This window comes from Caballeronia udeis (assembly GCF_044909315.1).
Taxonomy (GTDB): domain Bacteria; phylum Pseudomonadota; class Gammaproteobacteria; order Burkholderiales; family Burkholderiaceae; genus Caballeronia; species Caballeronia udeis_A.
The window spans coordinates 112476-128303 of sequence record NZ_JBIYEB010000016.1; the positions used below are offsets into that span (position 1 = coordinate 112476).

Annotated in this window: 17 protein-coding genes; 6 read left to right on the forward strand and 11 right to left on the reverse strand. The window is 59.6% G+C overall.

Annotation, left to right across the window (positions count from 1 at the left end; genetic code table 11):
• Nucleotides 1-156: 156 nt before the first annotated feature.
• Nucleotides 157-1443: an endo-1,3-alpha-glucanase family glycosylhydrolase gene (locus ABH944_RS24625; protein WP_404609931.1), complete on the forward strand. Its 1287-nt coding sequence runs from the start codon at nucleotides 157-159 to the stop codon at nucleotides 1441-1443.
• A 9-nt stretch (nucleotides 1444-1452) separates the two neighbouring features.
• Here the strand turns inward: ABH944_RS24625 and ABH944_RS24630 are convergent, their stop codons facing one another.
• Together ABH944_RS24630 and pyrE are read right to left on the reverse strand one after the other, a co-directional pair.
• Nucleotides 1453-1848: a VOC family protein gene (locus tag ABH944_RS24630; protein ID WP_404609930.1), complete on the reverse strand. Its 396-nt coding sequence runs from the start codon at nucleotides 1846-1848 to the stop codon at nucleotides 1453-1455.
• 98 nt (nucleotides 1849-1946) lie between these two features.
• The gene (pyrE, locus tag ABH944_RS24635) at nucleotides 1947-2462 is read right to left on the reverse strand and encodes an orotate phosphoribosyltransferase (protein ID WP_404609929.1); all 516 of its coding nucleotides are present in this window, start codon (nucleotides 2460-2462) and stop codon (nucleotides 1947-1949) included.
• Between the two features lie 276 nt (nucleotides 2463-2738).
• Between pyrE and ABH944_RS24640 the strand changes: the two genes are divergently transcribed.
• A complete protein-coding gene (locus tag ABH944_RS24640; protein ID WP_404609928.1) occupies nucleotides 2739-3260 on the forward strand; it encodes a hypothetical protein in 522 nt (173 codons plus the stop codon).
• A 108-nt stretch (nucleotides 3261-3368) separates the two neighbouring features.
• Here ABH944_RS24640 and ABH944_RS24645 read toward each other — a convergent pair whose 3' ends face one another.
• From ABH944_RS24645 to ABH944_RS24665, 5 genes are all read right to left on the reverse strand, one after another.
• Nucleotides 3369-5000, reverse strand: coding sequence for an NAD-dependent malic enzyme (locus ABH944_RS24645; RefSeq protein ID WP_404609927.1), 1632 nt, complete (start codon nucleotides 4998-5000; stop codon nucleotides 3369-3371).
• Nucleotides 5001-5125: 125 nt separating this feature from the next.
• Complete coding sequence (locus tag ABH944_RS24650; protein ID WP_404609926.1) at nucleotides 5126-6292, reverse strand: mandelate racemase/muconate lactonizing enzyme family protein; 1167 nt, start codon at nucleotides 6290-6292, stop codon at nucleotides 5126-5128.
• A 259-nt stretch (nucleotides 6293-6551) separates the two neighbouring features.
• Nucleotides 6552-7805: a DUF3734 domain-containing protein gene (locus tag ABH944_RS24655; protein WP_404609925.1), complete on the reverse strand. Its 1254-nt coding sequence runs from the start codon at nucleotides 7803-7805 to the stop codon at nucleotides 6552-6554.
• 10 nt (nucleotides 7806-7815) lie between these two features.
• Nucleotides 7816-8598 carry a 3-hydroxybutyrate dehydrogenase gene (locus tag ABH944_RS24660; protein WP_404609924.1) on the reverse strand — a complete coding sequence of 261 codons (783 nt, stop codon included), beginning with the start codon at nucleotides 8596-8598 and terminating at the stop codon, nucleotides 7816-7818.
• Nucleotides 8599-8630: 32 nt separating this feature from the next.
• Nucleotides 8631-9413 (reverse strand): acetoacetate decarboxylase, encoded by a 783-nt coding sequence (locus ABH944_RS24665; RefSeq protein ID WP_404609923.1) that lies wholly within the window; start codon nucleotides 9411-9413, stop codon nucleotides 8631-8633.
• 411 nt (nucleotides 9414-9824) lie between these two features.
• On the opposite strand from ABH944_RS24665, the gene ABH944_RS24670 reads away from it, so the two are divergent.
• Nucleotides 9825-10811, forward strand: a complete 987-nt coding sequence (locus tag ABH944_RS24670) for a LysR family transcriptional regulator (RefSeq protein ID WP_404609922.1) — start codon at nucleotides 9825-9827, stop codon at nucleotides 10809-10811.
• Nucleotides 10812-10936: 125 nt separating this feature from the next.
• Here the strand turns inward: ABH944_RS24670 and ABH944_RS24675 are convergent, their stop codons facing one another.
• Complete coding sequence (locus ABH944_RS24675; protein WP_404609921.1) at nucleotides 10937-11242, reverse strand: superinfection immunity protein; 306 nt, start codon at nucleotides 11240-11242, stop codon at nucleotides 10937-10939.
• A 134-nt stretch (nucleotides 11243-11376) separates the two neighbouring features.
• A complete protein-coding gene (locus tag ABH944_RS24680; RefSeq protein WP_404609920.1) occupies nucleotides 11377-11547 on the reverse strand; it encodes a hypothetical protein in 171 nt (56 codons plus the stop codon).
• Nucleotides 11548-11787: 240 nt separating this feature from the next.
• Between ABH944_RS24680 and ABH944_RS24685 the strand changes: the two genes are divergently transcribed.
• The 3 genes from ABH944_RS24685 to ABH944_RS24695 all read left to right on the forward strand — a co-directional run bounded on the left by ABH944_RS24685 (nucleotide 11788) and on the right by ABH944_RS24695 (nucleotide 13940).
• The gene (locus tag ABH944_RS24685) at nucleotides 11788-12603 is read left to right on the forward strand and encodes an AraC family transcriptional regulator (protein WP_404609919.1); all 816 of its coding nucleotides are present in this window, start codon (nucleotides 11788-11790) and stop codon (nucleotides 12601-12603) included.
• Between the two features lie 142 nt (nucleotides 12604-12745).
• Nucleotides 12746-13705, forward strand: a complete 960-nt coding sequence (locus tag ABH944_RS24690; protein ID WP_404609918.1) for a quinone oxidoreductase family protein — start codon at nucleotides 12746-12748, stop codon at nucleotides 13703-13705.
• Between the two features lie 58 nt (nucleotides 13706-13763).
• Nucleotides 13764-13940 (forward strand): DUF1427 family protein, encoded by a 177-nt coding sequence (locus tag ABH944_RS24695; RefSeq protein ID WP_404609917.1) that lies wholly within the window; start codon nucleotides 13764-13766, stop codon nucleotides 13938-13940.
• A 224-nt stretch (nucleotides 13941-14164) separates the two neighbouring features.
• On the opposite strand, the gene ABH944_RS24700 is transcribed toward ABH944_RS24695, so the two are convergent.
• Both ABH944_RS24700 and ABH944_RS24705 read right to left on the reverse strand, forming a co-directional pair.
• The gene (locus tag ABH944_RS24700; protein ID WP_404609916.1) at nucleotides 14165-15046 is read right to left on the reverse strand and encodes a beta-keto acid cleavage family enzyme; all 882 of its coding nucleotides are present in this window, start codon (nucleotides 15044-15046) and stop codon (nucleotides 14165-14167) included.
• Nucleotides 15047-15064: 18 nt separating this feature from the next.
• Complete coding sequence (locus tag ABH944_RS24705; RefSeq protein ID WP_404609915.1) at nucleotides 15065-15823, reverse strand: SDR family NAD(P)-dependent oxidoreductase; 759 nt, start codon at nucleotides 15821-15823, stop codon at nucleotides 15065-15067.
• Between the last annotated feature and the right edge of the window lie 5 nt (nucleotides 15824-15828).

The following is a 15828-nucleotide window of genomic DNA, read 5'->3' on the forward strand; positions in this document are numbered from 1 at the left end:
TGTAGTCCTCATGATCCGGCTACTATGGTGCAGACACTCTCTTGAGCCTGCCCTTCATGCCATCACGTCCGATCCCGGGCCGTCGCCGCTTCGTGCTTGCGTGCTTCTCGTTGTCCTGCACTACTCCCCTCAGCGTTCACGCCGCCGTACCGCCGCTTGCAGCAGAGCGATTGCGCAAACGCGTTCGCCCACTACGTGGTCGCGTGGCCGCGTGGTGGCCCGCATGCAACGGTCGCCGCTTATGAGTCGGAATGCCGCGACGCGCACGCGCGCGGCATCGACGGCTTCGCACTCAATTGCGGCGGTTGGGACCGCAGCGAGCCGCACTATAAACAACGCGTGCTGCGCCTGTACGCCGCAGCCGCGCGTCTCGACTTCGACTTCACGCTGTTCGTCTCCGCCGACGGCCGGGCGCAAGACGAAATCGAGGACATAGTCGCCACTACGCGCGGTCTCAAGGCGCAATTGTGCGTTGATAACAAGCCCGTTCTGTCCGCCTATGCCGCGGGAGGCAAGGGTTACACCCATGGCGCGGCACTCGTGCGCGAAGCGGCCCGGCTAGGCGCGTTCTTCGTGCCGCACTTTTTCCCGTCCTCGGGCGAGCGCCAGATTTCCGCATGCGAAGCCGCTCAGATCGCAGAACAGCTTGGTAGTGCTGATGGTTATTTCTACTTCGGCGCGGCGGGTGCGCCAAACCTGATCGCTAAGTCCACTGAAGTGCTCAGCGCGGAACTCAAGGCCCGGGGCAAAGTGTTCATGGCGCCGGTCACGCCGTATTATCGCGGGCTGCGGGCGGGCAGCAACTATCGCGCGTTCGAAACCAGCGGTTTCTCCGGCATGGCGACCGAATGGGAAGCGGCGATCACATCCGGCGCGGCATGGGTGCAGATCGTGACCTGGAATGACTGGGCCGAATCCACGTATGTCGCGCCCATCGGCGGCACGGGCCGCGCTCATGTCTATGACGACCGCTTCGGCGATCTCCTCTCGCATACCGGTTATCTCGACGCGAGCCGGTACTACATCGAATGGTTCAAGTCAGACAGCAAGCCTGCCATCACGCGGGATCGGCTGTTCTATTTTTATCGGTTGAATCCGCTCGGGCAGGATCACCAGCGTTGGCTGGACACACACGATGCCGGCACGCCCCCGCGCACCAGCGAACCGCTGTCGTCGCAGATTCACGTATCGGTGTTTCTGACAGCGCCGGCTGCGCTGGTCGTGTCGCTGGCGTCGGTCCAGAACTCCGCCACGCGCTTCGACGTGCCCGCGGGTGTGACCCATCTCAGCGCGGATGCCCGAGCCGGCACGCCGCGTTTCGTACTGCAGCGACGGGGCAAGACCGTTATAGACAAAACCGGCGAACAAGCCATCACCGCCGACGACCTTTCCGGCGCCTATAACTATTTTTCGGGTAGTGCGGATGCCTGGCGAGGCTTGTAGCAATCAGTGTCACGCGATGACGTGGCACACCGCTTCAACGCGATTGCCCACCGGATCAAGGAGGAACGCGGCGTAATAACCTGGATGGTAGTCGGATCGCAGCCCCGGGGCACCGTCCGAGCGGCCTCCGGCAGCAAGGCCGGCGGCGTGGAACGCGTCGACCTGTGCACGGGACGCGGCCTTGAAACACCAGTGCCGCTTGTTCTCGCCTATTACGCTTTGATCCAGGTACACCGCGAGATAGGTCGACGCGGGGTCCTGGGCAGTGCACCGTTCACCGTACCCCAGCGCATGCGGCAAGTCATACACCTTCGCTGCGCCGAGCGTGCTCATGATCGCGTCGTAAAAACGCCGGGCGATGTCGAGATCGGGAACACCGATAGAAACATGATCAAGAAGCTGCATGCTCGGCCGCTCAGGAATGGATGAATTGAAGCTGGGGCGAAGTGCTTGGGGCGGAGTACTGCTCAATGCTTGATACTCACTGACCGCTCAGTGACCGCTCACTGGCCCGCTTCGATCTGCGAGAAGGTATAGAGGGATTTCAATTCAATGCCGATTCCCGCAAGCATTTCCTTACCGCCGCTTTCGCGGTCGATCACACACAGCGTCAGCGAGACCGGCACGCCGTCGGCACGCAGTTTCGCCACGGCGTCGGAAATGGCGCCGCCGCTCGACACAATGTCTTCAACCAGCACGAGCTTGCGGCCGGCCAGATCCGCGCCTTCCGCGTACTTGCAAGTGCCGTACTCTTTCGCTTCCTTGCGGATATACGCTGCCGGCAAGCCGGTCACCTGGCTGAGCATGGTGACGATCGGAATGCCGCCCATCTCGAGACCGCCCAGTATTTCGGTACCTGGGGGAATCAGGGGCACCATCGCTTCCGCAATCGCTTTCAGCAATACGGGATCGGACTCGAAGCGATATTTGTCGAAGTAGGTGTTGCTGCGCTTGCCTGAACGCAGCAGGAAATCGCCGCTCAACTTGGACACTTCGCGGATTCGCCGGGCAATGGTCATGAATGGTTTCCTCTTACTTTTACCGGGTAACAATTGTTTCGCGGTCGCAAATCTACGCGAAAACTTGCTTTCGAGGAAGCAATTATCCCAGGCCCGATTATCCAGCCCGGCGCGATCATGCGTTCCCACCCGGAATTATCCGCTAGCAAAACGTCCGGATAAAGCCCGCTCACATCCCCGCCAAGAGCGAAGGGATAACGCCTTGCCCGCACCGGGCAGCGATAGACTTGGGCCCCCGCACCAGCCCGGCACTGTCGGCAAGCCCAGGAACTACCCATGATCAACCTGCAAAAATCCATCGAGACCTATATTCGGGCGAAGGACACTAATCGCCCATTCTTGATCCCGGACGCATTCACCGCCGATGCCGAACTCACGATGCAAGTGAACACCTCGGAAATCTCGTTTCCGGGCACAGTGAAGGGCGCGAAAGCCATTTCGAATGTTCTGGTGAGCGAGTTTTCCCAGCGTTATGAGAATGTCACCATCTTCTGCATCGGCGACGCGCCCGCGGCAGGAACGGCGTTCAGCTGCGACTGGCTGGTGTGTATGTCGGAGAAGAGCACCGGTCTCGCGCGAGCCGGTTTCGGCCGATACGACTGGTTGGCGACGGATTCGGGACAGGTCCGGCAACTTCGAATCACGATAGAAGAAATGACCACGCTGCCGCACGACACGGCGGAGCCGATCTTGCGATGGGCCGACTCCCTGCCGTACCCGTGGTGCCCTCGCGAACACCTTGGCCGGGGCGCACCGGACCTGGAAGCGATCGACCGCATCCGGGCCGCACTCGCCTAGCGCATCCGCACGATGAAGCGGGTTTGGGCCGGTTTCCCCGGCCCGAACCCGCCGATATACTCGAGTCCGGCAAAATCCGTCTCGGCGCAAATCAAACGTCCGCGCGGCTTAGAGCGTTGCGTACGCCGGCTTGTAAGCGCAGTCGCGGATCAGTGCGGTGATGTCGTCCGGCCTTGGCACGCGCGCCAGGTTATTGTCGAAAATGCACTCGGCCACGCGCACGGCCACATGGAGCGAGGCCTCGAAAATCTTGCTCTGCGGCGGGTAGATCAACCCGGTTGCAAGACTGGTTTCGGAGACCTGCTCGGCCACTGCTTTCGCCGCGACAATGAACATTTCGTCCGTGACCCGGGTCGCCTGGGTGGCGAACACCGCCATGCCGAGCGCGGGGAAAATATAGACATTGTTGCCTTGTCCCGGCACAAACGTACGCCCTTCTATTTCCACCGGCGGGAACGGACTGCCGCTCGCGAAAATAGCGCGGCCGGAGGACCACCGGTACGCTTCCTCGGCCGTGCACTCGGAGCGTGAGGTCGGGTTGGAATACGGGAAGATGATCGGACGCTCGTTGATCTCCGCCATGGCCTCGATCACGTGCTGGTTGAAAAGCTTGGGCACGGTACTCACACCAATGATGCCGGTCGGCTTCAGCGCCTTCACCGCGTCGGTAAATGTACTCACCGGCGCATGATCCACCGCGAAAGGCTTCTGGAAATCGGCCAGGTCCTGACGCGATTTCACCATCAGCCCGTTCACGTCGAACAGCGCATTGCGCGCCCGCGCTTCGTCAATACTCAAACCCTCCAGCACCATCGCCTGGCTGATCAGCTCGGCAATGCCGGTCCCCGCGGAGCCGCCGCCCAGGAACAGGAACCGCTGGTCGACAAGCTTCTGCTTCGAAATGTGAAGCGCGGCGAAGATCCCCGCGAGCGCGACCGCGGCAGTGCCCTGGATGTCGTCGTTATAGGTGCAGATCTTGTCCTTGTATCGCGCGAGCAGCGGCACGGCATTGAAGTTGGCGAAGTCTTCCCATTGGATGCAGCATTTCGGATGCAATGCCAGCGCTGCTTCGACAAACTCGTTCACGAACGCATGGTATTCGTCACCGCGTACACGTTCCTGCCGCAGGCCCAGATAGAGGGGATCGTCGAGCAGGTCACGGTTATTGGTGCCCACGTCCAGCGTCACCGGCAAGCAGTATTGGGGCGGCACGCCTGCGCACGCGGTGTAGAGCGAGAGCTTGCCGATAGGAATGCCCATTCCGCCGACGCCCAGGTCACCCAGTCCGAGAATGCGTTCGCCATCCGTCACCACGATGAAGCGAACGTCCGTTTCCGGCCAGTTCTGCAGCAGCTCCTTTACCCTTCCCCGAGCCGAGATGGGGATATACATGCCCCGCGTCGCACGGAAAATATGATTGAATTTCTGGCATGCCTCGCCCACTGTCGGCGTGTACACCAGGGGCATGAACGTGGCCGGATCGGACATGATCGTGGCGTAGAACAAGGTCTCGTTGCGTGCCTGCAGATCGGACAGCAGAAGATATTTTTGCAGGTCGTTGTCGAGCGCGGCCAGTTCCGTGTGCGTACGCGCAACCTGCAATTCCAGTGAACTGCTGCCCGGCGGCAGCAGCCCTTCTAGATGGTATTGGCGGCGTTCGGCCTCGCTAAAGGCGGAGCCTTTGTTAAGACGGGGATCGCGAAGGAGATCGCGGCCGGTAAGCTCGCTAGGTTTTTGCATTGCAATATTCCTGTCAACCGGCGCCAGGGACTGCGCCGAATAGCGTATGAATACGTCGCGTCACGCTCCACCACACCAACCGCTAGAGAGTAGCCAAGCCACGCGACGACGGAAAGGGAAAAGCCTTAAGACGACAAAGCCTGCATGTGGACATACAAATCGCTCTTGCCTTCAAAGCCGATGCCGGGAAGATCCGGTAAGGTCACATGGCCGTTATGCACTTTCACGCCGTCCGGAAAGCCGCCGAATGGCTGGAACAGATCCGGATACGATTCATTGCCGCCCAGGCCAAGGCCTGCTGCAATGTTCAATGACATCTGGTGGCCACCGTGAGGAATGCAGCGTGAACGCGACCAGCCGTGCTGGTGCAGCATGTCCAGCGTCCGCAAATATTCGACCAGCCCATAGCTCAGCGCGCAGTCGAATTGCAGGTAATCGCGGTCCGCCCGCATGCCGCCATAGCGGATCAGGTTACGCGCATCCTGCATGGAGAACAAATTCTCGCCGGTCGCCATCGGCTTGTCGTAGTAGTTCCGCAGTGTGGCCTGCAGTTCGAAATCGAGGGGATCGCCCGCCTCTTCGTACCAGAACAAGTCGTATTGCGAGAGGGCTTTTGCATACTGGATAGCCGTGTCCAGGTCGAAGCGGCCATTTGCATCGACGGCGAGTTTTTGACCGTCCTGCAGCACGGACAGCACCGCGTCGATCCGGCGCAGGTCCTCGTCGAGCGAACCACCGCCTATCTTCTTCTTGACGACCGTATAACCGCGGTCAATGTAGGTGCGCATCTCGTCCTTCAGCTTGCTGAAGTCCTGGCCGGGATAGTAATAACCGCCGGCGGCATAAACGAAGACCTCCCGATCCGGCGTGCCGTTGCCATACCGGTCCGCCAGCAACTGGAACAGCGGCTTGCCTTCGATCTTCGCAACCGCATCCCACACCGCCATGTCGATCGTGCCGATCGCCACCGAGCGCTCGCCATGACCGCCGGGTTTTTCATTCGTGAACATCGCGGCCCAGATCTTGTGAGGATCGAGGTTGTTACCTGACTCATCGATCAGCGAATCCGGCTCGGCTTCGAGCACGCGTGGAATGAACCGCTCGCGCATCAGCTTGCCCTGGCCGTACCGTCCGTTCGAATTGAAGCCGTAGCCAACCACTGGCTTGCCGTCACGCATTACGTCGGTGATCACGGCAACGAGACTCAGCGTCATCTTGCTGAAATCGATATACGCATTCCGGATGGATGAACTGATCGGAATGGTTTGCTCGCGGATTTCCACGATTTTCATATAACTGTCTCCTGAGTACCGGCAAATGCGCGAATGAATGTTCAGGCGCATAACGAAGCTTACGCTCGCCCAGCAGCGTTACACTTCACCAGTACTCATTTGATTATTCAGTTAAAGTGAAGAATCAGTGGCGTGGTACCCTCCATGCCGTCCTCGCCAGGCATGATCGGGAATTTCCAGAGCTCATATCGACAAGTTATCCGGGGTCACCTGACCTGGGGTGAACCATGTCAATCCGGCGACCACCCGATGCGTGCGCTCAGGCAGCGGCTTTTCGTTCCACGCCAAGAGGCAATTCAGGCATCTCACGATCCGACTGCGGCACGGAGCCAAGCCGGCGATGCACGTCGTGCGTCACGAAACCCTGTTCGCGACTCGGCACATCGAACCACTCCCGATGAGCGAACGAATCGCGGATGTCTTCCAGGCCGCTTTCCCAGTGCTCCTGCATTGTGTCGATGCTGAACTCGTAGTCCTTGTAGTGCCCCTCGTAAGGTTTGTTCTTGTAGATGAGGTGGACCACATTGATCGCGCTGCCATCCGCCGCTTCCTCAGCGAGACGAAATAGCGGATCGGTCTTGAGCAGTTCGGGCGGAACATGCGCGAGCAATTCCTTGATGAAACGTGCATGCTTCTGACGATCCGCCAGTATGCTGGTAATGGCACGCGTACGGCTCGAGAACTGGATGTCTTTGGCACGCTCGGACACGTCGAGGAAATCTCCCGGCGCATTACCTCTCGCGCTCCACAGATCCACCTGAAACACCAGCGTGTCCTTGTGTTCAGCATCACGAAGCACTTCAGTCAGCGGCGTATTGGAAACCAGGCCGCCGTCCCAGTAGAATTCACCGTCTATCTCGACCGCGGGAAAACCTGGCGGCAATGCTCCCGACGCCATGAAATGCTCCGGCTGCAGGCGCATTTTCGCGTTGTCGAAGTACGCCAGGTTGCCGGTCCGCACGTTCACCGCACCCACTGAAACGCGGATATCGCCGTCGTTGATACGGTCGAAATCAGCAAACTTCAACAGCGTTTCCCTCAGCGCGGCCGTGTCGTAGTAGCTGACCACGTTGGGGCTTTGCTTGCCGAAACCTGCCAGAGGCAAGGGAACGCGCGGCAAGAAAAAGCCCGGCTGGCCCTCGGTCAACGCACGCCCGGCTGCCCACATGCTGCCCCACTTGCGCGACAGGTCTTGCAGCCCGAGTCCGGGCAGCGTCCAGGCGCCCAGGCCACCGAGCCAGTCGAGCGGATGGCAGATCGAATTCCAGAAACCGCGTAACGCTTCCACGCGGTTCTCCGGCGCGTTACCCGCAATGATCGCGGTGTTCAGTGCGCCGATCGAAACGCCTGCAATCCAGTTCGGTTGCACGCCGGCCTCGGCCAGGCCTTCATAAACGCCTGCCTGATAAGACCCGAGTGCGCCGCCGCCCTGAAGCACCAGGGCAATTTCGTCGTAGCGCGGCAGCACGAACGCATCCGGCTGCCGGTTAGTTTTTCTTGTGCTGCTGCGCATACGCGACCCCTTAGTGCATTGACCAGCCGTGGCTGACGATCACCGACTGCCCGGTGAGCGCAGACGATTCGAAACCCGCGAGAAACGCCACCGTGTTGGCGACATCTTCGACCGTGGTGAATTCACCGTCGACGGTTTCCCTGAGCATCACGTTCTTGACGACTTCGTCTTCGGAGATACCAAGGGCCTTGGCCTGCTCGGGAATCTGCTTGTCGACAAGCGGTGTGCGAACGAAGCCCGGACACACCACGTTCGCCCGCACGCCGCGCGGACCGCCTTCCTTCGCGACCACCCGGGCCAGTCCCAGCAGACCATGCTTGGCCGTCACGTACGCGGACTTCAGCTTCGACGCTTCATGTGAATGCACCGAGCCCATATAGACGATCGAGCCGCCCTTGCCGCCCGCGTACATATGTTTGATTGCAGCCTTGGTGGTGAGGAAGGCGCCATCCAGATGGATCGCCAGCATCTTCTTCCAGTCGGAAAACTCGTATTCCTCAATGGGAGCAACGATCTGGATACCTGCGTTCGACACGAGCACGTCGAGACTGCCCAACTCCTGCACCGCGCGTTCAATGCCGCTATTGACCGCTTCTTCGTTTGTCACATCCATTGCGACTGCCAGCGCCTTGCCGCCTGCTGCAACGATCCTGCTGGCCACCTTCTGCGCGTTCTCGAGATTCAGGTCGGCGATCACCACCGCGGCCCCAAGACTGGCGAGCTTACGCGCGCACTGCTCACCAATACCGCTTGCTGCACCGGTCACGAGTGCGACTTTATTGTTCAAGGACATGTTGCTTTCCTTCCCTATGGGTTCACGAATCGTTATTCATTGACGGCGACGAGCTTCACGCTCTCGACCGAGGCCAGGTAATCGAGCGCAACCTCGCCAATATCCAGTGTGAGATTGGCGATCACATGCCGCGCGCCGACCACCCGCTTCACCGGCAGATCGGCGACGGGCGCCAACGCGTGCGGATGCAGTTCGAGCGCGGCCGGACCCGACCATGCACCGATCACGCTCACGTCGCGCAGATAGAAGCGCACCAGTTCGCACACGCGAGCCGTACCGTCGACGTGCGGGATCACCTTCAACAGGTAATTCGGCGTCTCCGCAAGCTTCTTGCGTTCGACTTCCATGTCGAGCGGCACGTGCTTGAAGCCCATCGTGCCGGTCGCGATACGTTGCGTACCGTAGTCGAGCGTGCCCAGCAGCGTGTCGTTGCCATCGACGCTCAGGGTCGGCCTGGCCAGCTTCTTCGGAAAGCCCCAGATCTCGCGGCCGCCGGCGATCGGGCCTTCGTCATCGAGGTACATCGAATGCGTGTAGTTGCCAAGGTGCCCCTGCTGGTCCCGCACCGAGATAACCTGACCGCTCTCCGTGTAGTCGCCGAAGCCCGACGAGTCCGGCATGCGAATGAATTCGTAATGTACGAGATTGTTTTCCGGATGCAACGGCTCCGGCACGATGGCGCGCAGCGCATCGGGATCGGTTTCGTATGAAATGATGAAGTATTCCCGATTGATGAAGCGATACGGCGGGCGGGGATAGGCGGGATTGTGAACGGGCATCGCAAAGGCGTCTTTGCGGATCGAAGCAAGATTCATGGGGCTCCTTATGACTGACGGCGCATACGGCGCCGGTGCAATAGTAGAGGCAATGCTCACGCCTGGTGAACGGCTGTTTCCCAAAACACCATTAACCGGATTGCAATATTGCGACTGAAACTTTGCATCAGGATGTCAGTCGATCAGCACGAAAGTGGTGCGTGTGCTCGACCGCGGGTCCTGCCCGATCGCGGTGCTTCACATGCTATCGCCTCGGAAAAGGCACGGATGCCAATCGATTTCGAGTTTCGGCCAACCGCTATCGGCCGCGCGGACTGCCGCGATAGCTGTCCGAAACTCGAAAGTCATTGACCCTTCAACCGGCAGTTCGACCGCTAAGGTTCTGACTGAGGTTCTGCCTGACAGCGGCGGTGCATGCCAGGTCCGTCGTCCAACATGAGGAGAGGTTACGTGGACATCGTGAATTCGATGCGGATCTTTACCAAGGTCGCCGAGCTCAACAGCTTCGCTCGTGCGGCGGAATCGCTCGACCTGGCGGTCCCTCGAATCAGCCGGGCGCTTGCCGACCTGGAAGAGCACCTTGGGACCCGCTTGCTCCAGAGAACCACGCGCAGGATGTCCATGACGGAAGCGGGCCGGATTTATCTGGACCGATGCCGCCAGATCCTCGGTGAACTGGACGAGACCTATCTGATGTTGTCGGCTAATGCGGTGTCCACGTCGGGAAGAATTCGCGTCGTGGCGCCCGCGCTCTTTGCGATGCGCAAACTTTCGCCCGTGCTCACGGCATACCAGCGTGCCTACCCGAATATCGTAGTCGACCTCGTGCTGGCCGATCGATCCGTCGACCTGATCGAGGAGGAGTTTGACCTGGGCGTTCTCGCGGCGCGCCGCGTCAGCAGCCAGAGTCTTGTGTCACGACATCTCACGTCTACGGACTTCTATATTTGCGCCGCTCCCGGTTATATCGAACAGCACGGCGCGCCCGCTCATCCGGCGGATATGCTTCACCATCCGTACATAGCGTTTCGCACAGGGCACAGCAACGAGGAAGTCACTTTCCTGGACTCGCACGGTGCCCAGATTGCTGTCCATCCGAAACCCGCGCTGATAACCAACAACATTGGAATGGTCCGGGAAAGCGCACTGGCAGGGATGGGCATTGCCACCTTGTCGGGCTACCTGATTGACGACGACATTCGATCGGGCCGGCTAACGCGGCTGATGCCCCAGTATCGTCTTGCAGACCGGGAATTCCGTATCGCCTATTCAAACCGCAAGTTTCTCTCGCTCAAGGTCAAGGCGTTCATCAACATCGCCATTGAGCACTTTCGTCAGGAAAAGGAAACGCACCAGGAGCGGGCACCCAGCGATTTCCGGCCGGACGAGACCCCGCGAGATGCAGCGGAAGACAGCGAAACGCCGACCGCGAACTAATACCAGCGCCAAATGCGTGGTACAGATTATGTCGGGATTTTGAAAACTTGGGTTTGCAAGCAACCGGTCTCGAGCGGCACTCAAGTAGTGCCGTCAGTTCAATGTAATTTTCATACCTTACCGGTTCATCTCGTCCGCCCGGCATCCGCCCGTCTCTGCGCCCGCTCGACAATCGCGGCGACGGTGTTATGAGCTTGCGTGCGCCGCGTTGCCCGGACTGTGCGGCTTACCCGGCCCTGACTGTCCGGATGAAGTGCCCAGTAAAGCGCTGCGATCCAGCACACCACGGTCCATCCGAATAACGCATTCAGCAGCGCCAACAGTAAGACGTTACGTCGTCCCTTTCGGTCGGCCACGATGGCTGGCAGAAAATACACGATGACTGCAGCGGTAACCGCAAGACCTTCTAAAAGGTAGCGAAACATCTTCATCTCCGGCTCGACATGTTACGTCGAAAGACCTGCCACTAATCCAACAGATACAAGCAATACTACGATCATCGATATCTAACTTAAATAGTTGATCCGCGAAAACATTATTCTTCCTGACGCAAGAATCCCCGGTTTCAGCGGCGGCAGAACGTCCCGGCATGCCACGCATGCAGCACCCCTTGCATGAGGAGAATCACGGCAACCTGCCCCATGTTGAAATCATGTTCAGCCATGAGTTGACCCAGTGCCAACACAGGCAGGATCACTGCCGGATGATAGAGTTGATGCCTCAAGCAGTTGATCATTGTGGGCTGCCGTCTGTCCCATGGCAGCAGTTGCCTGCTGGTGTGTTTCAATGAAAGAAGCCTACGGCATGGTCGAATACTGAAAAATGCGCGCACGGATAACAGACACTTTCCTAAGTCCGTCGTATTGATACGGGCCGTGCTGCATGAGCCCCTCACAGGACTCGTTGACGCGCGCTCCAATCCGCCGTTTCTTCAAGCCATGCTTTTTTCTTTCCGCTCCTTTACAGGCTGATCACCATGCCGAAAGCTGTCCCTCCCGATCTCGATGACGAATCCGGACGAGGCCGATCGCTGGCAAGATGCTATCCGCGCGGCCTTCGCATTGACCCGCACGTTCACGAATGGGCTCAAGTGCTCTACGCGGTCACGGGTGTCATGTGGGTTGAAGTCGGTCGCGAAGCGCTGATTGTCCCGCCGCAGCGAGCGGTCTGGCTGCCGCCCGGAACCGAGCACTCCATCTACATGATGAGCGAGGTTGAAATGCGCAACCTTTATCTGCGAGGACAAGACGTTCAGCACCTGAGCAAGCAGGGCGACGTCTTTGAAATCAACGGTTTGCTAAGGGAGCTCATTACGACCATTGCAGAACACGAAAGCGAACGCGACGATGAATACCTGAATGCGGCTTATCATCTGGCCGCACTGGAACTGACTCACGCACCGCGCTATTCGCTGAGAATTCCGCTGCCGGACAAATCGGATCGCCGTCTCGAGGTACTGTGCCGGGCTGTCATCAGCAATCCCTCTGTCGACATCAGCTTTGAACATCATGCAGCGTCCGTGGGTGCAAGCGTGCGCACGCTTGCGCGGCTGTTCACGCGTGAGCTGGGTCTCGGATTCGCGGAATGGCGCCGGCAGGTACAGCTCGCGATTGCCTTGTCCAAACTAGCGGAGGGTCAAACGGTAAGCTCGGTAGCACGATCCCTGGGCTATCTGCCCAGCAGTTTCAGCGACATGTTTCGCCGCGAACTGGGCACGGCGCCTAGCGAGTTCCGTCCTGACGAAACACTGGCCGCCCCGGAGGACTTGACCATCACGCCCACGGATCGCTAGCGGGAAGCCGCGGTACCTGAGCCCCCGGGTTCAGTTTGTCCAAAGTTCGAAAGCACCTGTCTGATCGACCCTTCCGCCGGCCCATACACTCTGGTCATACGCTGCACTTCGCAGCCTGATCCACGATCCAGGAGTGAATGAGATGAAAGCCCTGCAATTCAAGTCGTTCGGTGCCCCAGAGGTGCTTGAGTACATTGATCTGGACATGCCGGAATGTGATCACGACAGCGCGATCGTTCAGGTCAGCAGCGCGTCGGTCAATCCGAGCGACGTCAAGAATGTGTCGGGGCATTTCGATCACACCACGCCGCCGCGCGTACCCGGCCGGGACTTCAGCGGTGTGGTCGTGGATGGCCCCGCTGACTGGATCGGTGCAGAGGTCTGGGGCACCGGCGGCGACATCGGCTTTACGCGCAACGGTACCCATGCGGAATTCATCAAGATCCCGGTTGCCGCGTTGGCCCGCAAGCCGCAGACATTAAGCCACGAAGAAGCGTCCGCCATTGGCGTGAATTTTGTCGTCGCCTGGTTGGGCACGGTCGACTACGCCAAGCTGGCCGAGGGCGAAACCATTGCGGTCATCGGAGCAGGCGGCGGCGTAGGCGGTGCGGTCACGCAGATCGCAAAAGCGCGTGGCTGCCGCGTGATTGGCGTCGATCGCAAGGCACCCGCCGTGGGCTCCCCGGCCAGCTTGCTGATCGACGACTACGTGCCGTTTGATGAGCACACCACGCAGCGTGTACGCGAATTGACGGGCGGTGTCGACGTGGTCTATGACGCTGTTGGCGGTGTCGCGTTCGAAACCGCACTCAGTCTGGTCCGGCGCCGCGGCCGCGTTGTCGAGATCAGCGCGACCGGAAAGCGCCGCGTCGATTTCGACATCATAGATTTTTACCACAACGAGACGCAGTTGTTCGGCACTGATAGCGCGAAGCTCGGTGTCGCCGAGTCCGCGCCGCTCATGGCAGCGCTGGTCGAAGGCTTTGAAAGCGGCAAGCTCAAGCCGCCGGTGATCGCGCAACGCTTCGATCTGCAACATGGCCAGGACGCCTACCGGGCAGTCACGGCGGGCACGCCGGGCCGTGTTGTGATCAACATGTAATTAACGCGGCCGGAATCCAACTGGGGGCCTTTGGGCCCCTCCTTAGGGTGACAACATCATGAAAGCCTATCTGCTCTCCCTCCTTCTCGGCGTGGTGGTCGGACTGATCTATCACGTCGTCGGTGTGAAATCACCGGCCCCGCCGACCGTCGCACTTGCCGGATTGCTGGGCATGCTTGCAGGCGAGCACGCTATTACGTTCGTGCGCACCTTGCTGGTTCACGTCACAAGCTGACCGGGGCGGCAAGAGCGGCTTGATTGAGTCTTGCCCTTCATTTCTAAAGTAATGCTGTGCGGGCCTGGCTATTCCTCGATCCATGAATTGATTATAAGGATATCAAAACAATAAGGATGGCAACCCTGGCTCCATCGCAGCGCTCGTCGGCACTTCAATCTCCCATACGCAGAGCAACGTGACGTTGTTTGGCCTGCTCAACATATGCATGAGCTGATCCTCGCTCATTTCACCAACCCCAGTTGCTCGCGCGCTTCGCTTGCCGTCGCAATCTCGCCACCCAGCGACACTACGATGTCGCGGGCCCGGGCAACGAGCACCGCGTTGGTTTCGGCCAGCACGCCTTTGGACAGGTAGATGTTGTCCTCGAGGCCGACACGCACGTGCCCACCGGCCAGCCATGCCTGGGCGACCATGGGGAATTCTGTCCTGCCAATACCGAAGGCCGACCACGCCGCACCCTGCGGGAGAAAGTTGCGCGCATACAGCAGCGTTTCCGGCATCGCCGCAAAACCGTACTTCACGCCAATCACAAACGTCCAGAGTCCGGGTCCATCAAGCACGCCTTCCTTGATCAGATCCAGTGCAAGGTGCAAGTCACCCGAGTCGAATATTTCGAGCTCCGGTTTGACTCCGGCTTCACGTATCACGTTAGCCATGCGCCGCACATTTTTCGGAGTATTGATCACGACGTCGCCGCCTGAATTCATCGTGTTCAGGTCGAGACTGCAAATATCGGGCTTCAGTGCGGCAATGTGCCCGACCCGTTTTTCCGGTGGCAACAGTGTCGTTCCCGGAGCCGCAATCCTGGGATCGTGGTCGCTCGGAATGAAGCGGCCTCCGGGACCGGTGGTCAGGTTAATGATGAGTTCCTTGTCGACTGCACGGATGCGCTCAATGACCTGGCGATACAAATCGATATCCATCGATGGTCGACCGGTTCCAGGCTCGCGCACATGAATGTGAACGACGGCTGCACCGGCATTTGCCGCCTCCAGCGCCGACGTTGCGATCTGCTGCGGCGTAATCGGCAGGCCGGGATGCTGTTCCGGTTTCGTCAGGTTGCCGGTAACGGCGCAGGTGATAATGGTTTTACGTGCATGCATGATTCGTCTCGCTTGAGCTCAGTTCAGACGTCGGCCGCCATCGACCACGATCGTCACGCCGGTGCTGAATGTCAGATGGGTTGCAAACGCTTCGATCGCCGCGGCAATATCGTCGGGCGTGCCGATTCGTCCAAGCGGCGTTGTCGCGGCAACCTTGTCATTGAAGTCCGCGCCACGCCCCGGCACAAAGCTCGTGTCCACCACGCCGGGGGAAACATTCAGGACCCGGATACGCGGAGCGAGTGCTCGTGCGAGCGAGGCGGCCATCACATCGAGCCCTGCTTTTGCCGCACAGTACGCAATGTTGCTGCCCACGCCCGTGCTGGCTGAAATCGACGATACGTTCACCACCAATCCATCACCCGACTCATCGAGCAGGGTGCGAAAAGCGCGGATGGCAGCAAACTGCGCACGCCAGTTGACCTTCATGATTTCGTCGATCAGTTCGTCCGTCAGCGCATCCAGGTCGCCATGCTTCACCGGCTTCGTAAAACCAGCGGTGTTGACAAGGATGTCAAGCCGTCCCAAGCGGGCTTTGACGCGGCTGGCGAGTTCGACGAGCGACGCGCTGTCGGTGATCGCCGCCACCGTCGCCAGATGACCCCGATCACCGTTTGCGGGCAACGAATCGACCACACGCTGCGCCTTGGCAAGCTCAGACTGCGCGGTGACGACGACGGTGGCTCCGGCGTTGGCTAACCGGGTGGCAGTAGCGGCACCAATGCCGCCCGTGCCCCCAAGAATGACCGCGACTTTTCCTTCGAGATGGTTGGACACTTGAG

Coding starts and splice junctions, on each gene's coding strand:
- ABH944_RS24630 (WP_404609930.1), bottom strand. CDS start 1,848: ATGCAGCTTCTTGATCATGTTTCTATCGGTGTTCCCGATCTCGACATC.
- pyrE (WP_404609929.1), bottom strand. CDS start 2,462: ATGACCATTGCCCGGCGAATCCGCGAAGTGTCCAAGTTGAGCGGCGAT.
- ABH944_RS24640 (WP_404609928.1), top strand. CDS start 2,739: ATGATCAACCTGCAAAAATCCATCGAGACCTATATTCGGGCGAAGGAC.
- ABH944_RS24645 (WP_404609927.1), bottom strand. CDS start 5,000: ATGCAAAAACCTAGCGAGCTTACCGGCCGCGATCTCCTTCGCGATCCC.
- ABH944_RS24650 (WP_404609926.1), bottom strand. CDS start 6,292: ATGAAAATCGTGGAAATCCGCGAGCAAACCATTCCGATCAGTTCATCC.
- ABH944_RS24655 (WP_404609925.1), bottom strand. CDS start 7,805: ATGCGCAGCAGCACAAGAAAAACTAACCGGCAGCCGGATGCGTTCGTG.
- ABH944_RS24660 (WP_404609924.1), bottom strand. CDS start 8,598: ATGTCCTTGAACAATAAAGTCGCACTCGTGACCGGTGCAGCAAGCGGT.
- ABH944_RS24665 (WP_404609923.1), bottom strand. CDS start 9,413: ATGAATCTTGCTTCGATCCGCAAAGACGCCTTTGCGATGCCCGTTCAC.
- ABH944_RS24675 (WP_404609921.1), bottom strand. CDS start 11,242: ATGAAGATGTTTCGCTACCTTTTAGAAGGTCTTGCGGTTACCGCTGCA.
- ABH944_RS24680 (WP_404609920.1), bottom strand. CDS start 11,547: ATGATCAACTGCTTGAGGCATCAACTCTATCATCCGGCAGTGATCCTG.
- ABH944_RS24685 (WP_404609919.1), top strand. CDS start 11,788: ATGCCGAAAGCTGTCCCTCCCGATCTCGATGACGAATCCGGACGAGGC.
- ABH944_RS24690 (WP_404609918.1), top strand. CDS start 12,746: ATGAAAGCCCTGCAATTCAAGTCGTTCGGTGCCCCAGAGGTGCTTGAG.
- ABH944_RS24695 (WP_404609917.1), top strand. CDS start 13,764: ATGAAAGCCTATCTGCTCTCCCTCCTTCTCGGCGTGGTGGTCGGACTG.
- ABH944_RS24700 (WP_404609916.1), bottom strand. CDS start 15,046: ATGCATGCACGTAAAACCATTATCACCTGCGCCGTTACCGGCAACCTG.